Raw genomic sequence first — 6,699 nt, forward strand, 5'->3', positions numbered from 1 at the left:
GCGGGCGGTGAGGTCGTCGTCGACTACGCCGCCCGCTTTGATGTCTCCACCCCTGCTCTGCGCACTGATCCGGACGGCGGCACCACCGCTGGATCCGACGGCGGCGCACCCATCACCCAGCCGCCACACTCAGCCGACCGCCGAGTCGGCGATCGAGGTCGCCTCCCTGGCGCCGTCCTCCAGGGCCGCGCAGCACAGAATCGTCCAGCCACCCACCGCATCCGGGGTGCCCGCGCCGAAACCCGCGGCCGCGTCGAGATATGCCTGCCGCCGCCGGAACCAGAAAACCTCGGGCACCCCCAGGCTGTGCGGGTCCAGCCCGCTTGCCACCGCAACCAATCGCGACGCGGCGCGGGCGACGATGCCGTCGGCGGTGCCGAACGGTCGCAACGTCAGCAGTTCGCCGTGCACCACCGCCGCGACCACGGGGGCAGGCGCGGTCGAGCCGAGAACCGTCTGCGCGAGCAGGTCGAGTCGTTCGGAGACCCCGCGATCCGCCCGGGGACGGCCGAGCAGCGTCTCGTCGGAAACCATATCGGCGGCGGCGAGCAGATGTAGCCGGGCCAATGCCTGTAGCGGCGCGCGCTGCCAGACGCCGACCAGATTGCGCAGCGCGTCGCCATCGAGCGCCTGGCCCACCCGCAGTGACCCGGCCAGGATCGGATCGGCGACGCGACCATCGGCGGGGATATCGGTACTGCCGCCCTCGATGGCCGCCGACGATCGTGCCGCCCGCACCGCGGCCTCGGCGGCGGTGGTCGGCCAGCCGCGCCGATTCGCCTTGTGCCGATGCACCGCGGCGAGCGCGTCGCGGGCGCGGTCGGCGGCATCGCGCACACCGGGCAGATCGACGAGGGGCTGTAGCGGATCGGTCACGGGATACGAGGCTAGCCGTCGGCGCCCGGTGACCGGTCACTCACCCGTCAGCAGCTCACGCCCCGGTATGGCTTCCAGGAGACGCCGCGTGTAGTCCTGCCTCGGACTGTCGAACACCTCGGACGCGGTCGCCGCCTCGACCACCTTCCCCGACTGCATGACCAGCACGTCGTCGGCGATCTGGCGGACCACCGCGAGATCGTGGCTGATGAAGAGATACGACAACCCGAGTTCGGCCTGGAGATCATTGAGCAGTCTCAGGATCTGGGCCTGGACCAGCACGTCCAGCGCCGAAACGGCTTCGTCGCAGACGACTACCTCGGGGGAAAGAGCAAGTGCTCGCGCCACCGCTACCCGCTGCCGCTGGCCGCCCGACAACTCGTTGGGGTAGCGGCGCATCACCGACTTCGGCAGCGACACTTTGTCGAGCAGATCCCGCACCGTCGCCTCACGCTCTTTCGCGGTGCCGATCCGGTGGGTGCGCAGCGGTTCCTCGATCGTCCGGTAGATCGAGTACATGGGGTCGAGGGATCCGTAGGGGTCCTGGAAGATCGGCTGCACCCTGCGGCGGAAGGCGAAGGCGCCCCGGCGATCCAGTTTCGCCACCTCGCGCCCGTCGAAGCTCACCGAACCCGACGTCGGTGCGAGCAGGCCGAGCACCATCTGCGCCAGCGTCGACTTCCCCGAACCGGATTCGCCGACGATCGCCGTGGTCGTCCCGCGTTTCAGCTGGAAGGAGACGTCGTCGACCGCCGTGAACACCGATGAGGTCCACGGCGTCGCGCCTCGAATCTTGAACGTCTTGGTCAGATTCCGCGCGACCACCAGATCGGTGGAGGCATCGACTGCGGCGACGTCTTCGGCGACCCGCACCGCCTGCTCGTGCACCTCTATACGTTCGCGCACCGAGGACAGCCGTTGCGAGGCCAGCGACGGCGCCGAGGCGACCAGCTTCTTGGTGTACAGATGCTGGGGATCGCGCAGAATCCGCAGTGCGGGACCGGATTCCACCACTTTGCCCCGGTACATCACGACGAGGTGTTCGGCCCGTTCGGCTGCGAGTCCGAGGTCATGGGTGATGAGCAGGACCGCGGTGCCGAGTTCGGCGGTCAAGCCCGCGAGGTGGTCGAGTATCTGCCGCTGCACGGTGACGTCCAACGCCGATGTCGGTTCATCGGCGATCAGCAATTTCGGTCGGCACGCCAGTCCGATCGCGATCAGCGCGCGTTGGCGCATACCGCCGGAGAATTCGTGCGGGTACTGGTTGACGCGGCGGTGCGCGTCGGGCATTCCCGCTTCCTCGAGCAGTTCGACAGCGCGCCGCGCCGCCGCCTTACCTTTGGCGATCCCGTTGGCCTCCAGGGTTTCCCGGATCTGGAAGCCGACCTTCCACACCGGATTCAGATTCGACATCGGATCCTGCGGCACAAGTCCGATGCCACTGCCCCGCACCGCGACGATCTCCTTCTTCGACGCCGTGGTCAGTTCCTTGCCGTCGAAGACGATGGAGCCGGAGCTGACCCTGCCCGTCCCCGGCAGCAGGTCGATGATGCTGTGCGCGGTCGTGGTCTTGCCCGACCCGGATTCGCCGACGATCGCCACGGTCTGGCCGGGATAGACCGACAGACTCACCTCGCGAACCGCGGGAACCTGTTTTCCCTCGGAGGTGAAACACACGGTGAGGTCGTCGATCTCGAGCAGTGGCCGATCGGATGTCCCCGCGGTCATTTCTTCCTCGACTTCGGGTCGAGCGCGTCACGCAGCGCGTCGCCGAGCAGGATGAAACTCAGCACGGTCAGCGCCAGCGCCGTCGCGGGATAGAACAGGATGGGTGAGCCGCCCCGGAGTTGTTCCTGGTTGGTGTCGATATCAGAGCCCCAGGACACGATGGTGCGCGGCAGTCCGACCCCGAGGTAGGACAGTGTCGCCTCGGTCACGATGAAGGCTCCGAGCCAGATCGTGGTGACGACGATCAGTGGTCCCGCCGAATTGGGCAGCACATGACGGATCAGGGTGCGTATTCGTGAAACACCCAATGCCCTTGCCGCCGTGACATACTCGCTGTTCTTGGACTCGATGACGGCACTGCGTGCGATGCGGGCGGCCTGCGGCCAGGTGAAGGCGGCCAGGATCAGGATGACTGTCCAGATCGTGCGCTGATCGAGCAACTGCATGATGACGATCGCGGCGAGCATCAACGGAATCGCGAAGAAGATCTCCGCGATGCGCGACACGATCGAATCCAGCAGGCCGCCGTAGAAACCGGCCAGCGCACCGAGGGTACCGCCGATGAGAAGGAATATCGTCGTCGCGCCCAGCCCGGTCAGCACCGAAGCCCGTGCGCCGTAGACCGTCCTGGCGTAGATGTCGCAGCCCTGCTTGTCGAAGCCGAAAGGGTGGCCGGGTCCGCGCGGATCCATACTGAAATCGCCGTGGCAGTACCGCGGATCCTGGTCGGTGAACAGGCCTGGCCACAGCACCATGAGGAAGACGAAGACGATCATCAGCGCGGCGACGACGAAGATCGGATTGCGGCGCAACTGACGCCACGCGTCCTGGCGGATGCTGGTCGGCGCGCCGGATTCGTCCACCTGGTCGGTGGCGAGCACCTCGACCTCGTCGGGCGGTGCGACGTAATGCGGCTGCCGCGCCGCGGAGTTCGCGCGCGGGTCAGGCATAGCGGATCCTCGGGTCGAGCGCGGCGTAGAGCAGGTCGACGACCAGATTCGCGATCAGGAATATCACGATCAACACCGTGACGAAGGAGACCACGGTCGGCGGTTCGCCGCGCGTGATCGCCTGGTACAAGGTGCCGCCCACGCCGGGGATATTGAAGATGCCCTCGGTGACGACCGCTCCCCCGATCAGCGCGCCGAGATCGGCCCCGAGGAAGGTGATCACCGGAATCATGGAATTGCGCAGAATATGCACCGTGACCACCCGTGGCCTGCCGAGTCCCTTGGCGGTGGCGGTGCGCACATAGTCGGCGGACATGTTCTCCGCCACCGAATCACGCGTCAGCCGAAGGACATACGCGAAGGACAGCGCACCGAGCACGAACGCCGGGACCAGCAACTCCCCGACACTCGCGTGGCCCGTGACGGTGACCGGGGCGATCCCCCATTTCACGCCGAGCAGGAATTGGGCGAGAAATCCGATGACGAAAATCGGCACCGCGATGATGACCAGGCTGACCACCAGCAGCGTCGAGTCGAACAGCCTGCCCTTGCGCAGGCCCGCGATCAGTCCGAAGAGCACGCCGAAGACACCTTCGATCAGCACCGCCATCAGCGACAACTTGATCGTGATGGGAAAGGCTCGCGCGAGTTCGTCGCGTACCGGCCTGCCGGAGAAGGCGGTGCCGAAATCGAGGGTGAGGATGCCCTTCAGATACAGCAGGTATTGCATGAAGAAGGGCTCGTCCAGGTGATAGCGCGCCCGCAGCTGTGCTTCGACCGCGGGGGTCATCGGTTTATCGCCCGCCAGCGCCTGGATCGGATCGCCGGGCACAAGGAAGACCATCGCGTAGACGAGCAGCGTCGCCCCGAGGAAAACCGGGATCATCTGGAGTAGACGCCGCACAATATACCAGGCCATATCGTCTCCTGGGTGAGGGGCAGGGCCCGGCGGCTACTTCTCGATATTCTCGAAGTCGAACAGGCCGTTCCACGCGAGGTCGGCCTTGGTCACCCGGTCCGACCGGCCCGCGGCGGCGAGGTAATCGAGTACCGGGATATCGGCCATATCCGCGATCAACAGGGCCTGTGCCCGCGCCACGATCCGATACGACTCCTCCAGGGTGGGCGCCGCCAGCGCGGCATCGAGCAGCCTGTCGAATTCGGGGTTCTTGTAGTCGACGTTATTGGTTTCGGAGAAGCTGTAGTACTGCGAGGTCAGGAACTGCAGCATGGTGGGGTAGTCGCCCTGCCAGCCGTACCGGAACGATGTACCGATCGTTCCGGCGTTCACCAGATCCCGGATGTTCTTGAAGGTCGGGTAGGGCGCGCCGACCGCGTCCATGCCGAGGGTGTTCTTGACGCTGTTGGCGACGGCCTCGATCCAGCTCTGGTGTCCGCCGTCGGAGTTGTAGGCGATTTCGTACCGGCCCGACCACGGCGAGATGGCATCGGCCTGCGCCCACAGCCGCTTGGCCTCCCCGGGGTTGTACTTCAAAACCTCGGAGCCGGGCAGATTTCCGTCGAAACCGGGCAGGGTGCTCGCGGTGAAATCACGCGCCGGGTTCTTGGTGCCGTTGAAGATGGTCTGGCAGATCTGTTCCCGGTTGATCGCCATCGAAATCGCCCGGCGTCGGAGCAAACCCTCTTCACCACTGAAGTGCGCCACGTTCGCCTGCACCCCGATGTGCTGATTCTGCGCGGTGGGTTCGGTGATCGCGCGGTCGCCGAGATCGCTCTTGTACGTGGTCAGCGCGCTGTCCGGAATGGTGTCGAGCGTATCGAGATTGCCCGCCTGCAGATCCGAGTACGCGGTGTCGAAGGACTGGTACATGACGAACCGCAGGCCCTTGTTCTTGGCCGGGCGTCCACCGCGATAGTCCGGATTGGGCACCAGGTCGATCTTGACGTTGTGCTCCCACGCCCCGGGATGCGCGAACTTGTAGGGGCCGTTGCCGACCGGATTCTCACCGAATGCCTTCATATCCTTGAAGGCGACCTCGGGCAGCGGATAGAACGGCGCGTAGCCGAGCTCGGTCTCGAAGTCGATGGACGGCTGCTTCAACTCCACCGTGAAGGTGCGCTCGTCCACCACCTTCAGACCCGACATCGTCTGTGCCGTGGGCTTTTCCGCCGACACCTCGTCGAATCCGACGATCGGGGTGAATACGTAACTCTGCAGTTGGGCGTTGGCGCCGAGCGCGCCGTAGTTCCACGCGTCGACGAAGGATTTCGCCGTGACGGGTGTGCCGTCGGTGAACGTCCAGTCCGGCTTCAGGGTGATGCGGTAGTTCCTGCGATCGGTCGTCGCGATCGACTCGGCCATCTCGTCGTGGGCGACGCCCTTGCTGTCGTAGTACTTCAGACCCGCGTACAGCCTGTCGACGACCCGCCCACCGTAATTCTCGTTGGTATTGGTGGGTACCAGCGGATTCTGCGGCTCACCGCCGTTGGTGGTGACGATATCCGGGTCAGCGGTATCGCTGGACGAACACGCGGACAGTCCGAGGCCGCAGGCCAGCAATAGCGCCGCGGTCAACGCGGTAACTCTGTGGAATCTCAACGCGTTCTCCCGATTTCGGTATCGAGCGGTCCGACGGACGCGCGCTCGAACATGGTGTACCCGATCCGACCCGCCCAGGAACCTCTCGGAGATTAGCCATCTCGAACAGGACTGTCACCGGATCGGCGAAGGTTCGGCGCACTTGTTACCAATGCGGCAACATAGAGGAAACAGGGAATTCCCGACGCGAACCGTCGATCCGCCGCGCCGTCGCCGTCACCATCGCCATCGCCGTCACCGTCACCGTCACCGTCACCGTCACCGTCACCGTCACCGTCACCGTCACCGAGGACATTCCCTGATCTGGCGGATCGGCTGATCGGCCACCGGGCTCCCGATGGATGAGACGGTACGGAAAACCCGGTGGACACACCCGGCACGGCCGCGGCGAGGTTTGGATACTGTCTAACCGGTTGTCGAATAATGCGCCCTGGTTACGTGGAAAGAAAGAGACGACATGACCGAAACCGTCGCCGATCACAACGACTCGTACCCACCGTCCGCGGATTTCGTGGCGCAGGCGAATGCCGATGCGTCGTTGTACGAACGAGCCGCCACCGATCGCGAGGGATTCTGGGCCGAACA

General features: G+C 65.3%; 6 protein-coding genes. All 6 read right to left on the minus strand.

What is annotated here, in order from left to right; translation table 11 throughout:
- Positions 1-129 precede the first annotated feature (129 nt).
- The 6 genes from ABZS43_RS06015 to ABZS43_RS06040 all read right to left on the minus strand — a co-directional run bounded on the left by ABZS43_RS06015 (position 130) and on the right by ABZS43_RS06040 (position 6,409).
- On the minus strand, positions 130-876 hold the full coding sequence (locus ABZS43_RS06015) for an oxidoreductase (RefSeq protein WP_355034681.1): 747 nt from the start codon (positions 874-876) through the stop codon (positions 130-132).
- Between the two features lie 36 nt (positions 877-912).
- Entirely contained in the window at positions 913-2,604 is a 1,692-nt protein-coding gene (locus ABZS43_RS06020; RefSeq protein WP_355034682.1) for an ABC transporter ATP-binding protein, read from the minus strand.
- Positions 2,601-3,554, minus strand: coding sequence for an ABC transporter permease (locus tag ABZS43_RS06025; RefSeq protein WP_355034683.1), 954 nt, complete (start codon positions 3,552-3,554; stop codon positions 2,601-2,603). The genes ABZS43_RS06020 and ABZS43_RS06025 overlap by 4 nt, the downstream gene beginning before the upstream one ends.
- Entirely contained in the window at positions 3,547-4,473 is a 927-nt protein-coding gene (locus tag ABZS43_RS06030; RefSeq protein WP_355034684.1) for an ABC transporter permease, read from the minus strand. Before ABZS43_RS06030 ends, ABZS43_RS06025 begins: the two co-directional genes overlap by 8 nt.
- A 33-nt stretch (positions 4,474-4,506) precedes the next feature.
- Positions 4,507-6,114: an ABC transporter substrate-binding protein gene (locus ABZS43_RS06035; RefSeq protein ID WP_355034685.1), complete on the minus strand. Its 1,608-nt coding sequence runs from the start codon at positions 6,112-6,114 to the stop codon at positions 4,507-4,509.
- A gap of 145 nt (positions 6,115-6,259) precedes the next feature.
- A complete protein-coding gene (locus ABZS43_RS06040; protein ID WP_355034686.1) occupies positions 6,260-6,409 on the minus strand; it encodes a hypothetical protein in 150 nt (49 codons plus the stop codon).
- Positions 6,410-6,699: the final 290 nt, after the last annotated feature.

Origin of the sequence: Nocardia sp. NPDC005366 (assembly GCF_040606855.1) — a bacterium.
GTDB lineage: Bacteria > Actinomycetota > Actinomycetes > Mycobacteriales > Mycobacteriaceae > Nocardia.

Bases quoted from the DNA above. Each gene is read 5' to 3' on its own strand.
- ABZS43_RS06020 (WP_355034682.1), bottom strand. From the start codon at position 2,604: ATGACCGCGGGGACATCCGATCGGCCACTGCTCGAGATCGACGACCTC.
- ABZS43_RS06030 (WP_355034684.1), bottom strand. From the start codon at position 4,473: ATGGCCTGGTATATTGTGCGGCGTCTACTCCAGATGATCCCGGTTTTC.
- ABZS43_RS06040 (WP_355034686.1), bottom strand. From the start codon at position 6,409: ATGTCCTCGGTGACGGTGACGGTGACGGTGACGGTGACGGTGACGGTG.
- ABZS43_RS06025 (WP_355034683.1), bottom strand. From the start codon at position 3,554: ATGCCTGACCCGCGCGCGAACTCCGCGGCGCGGCAGCCGCATTACGTC.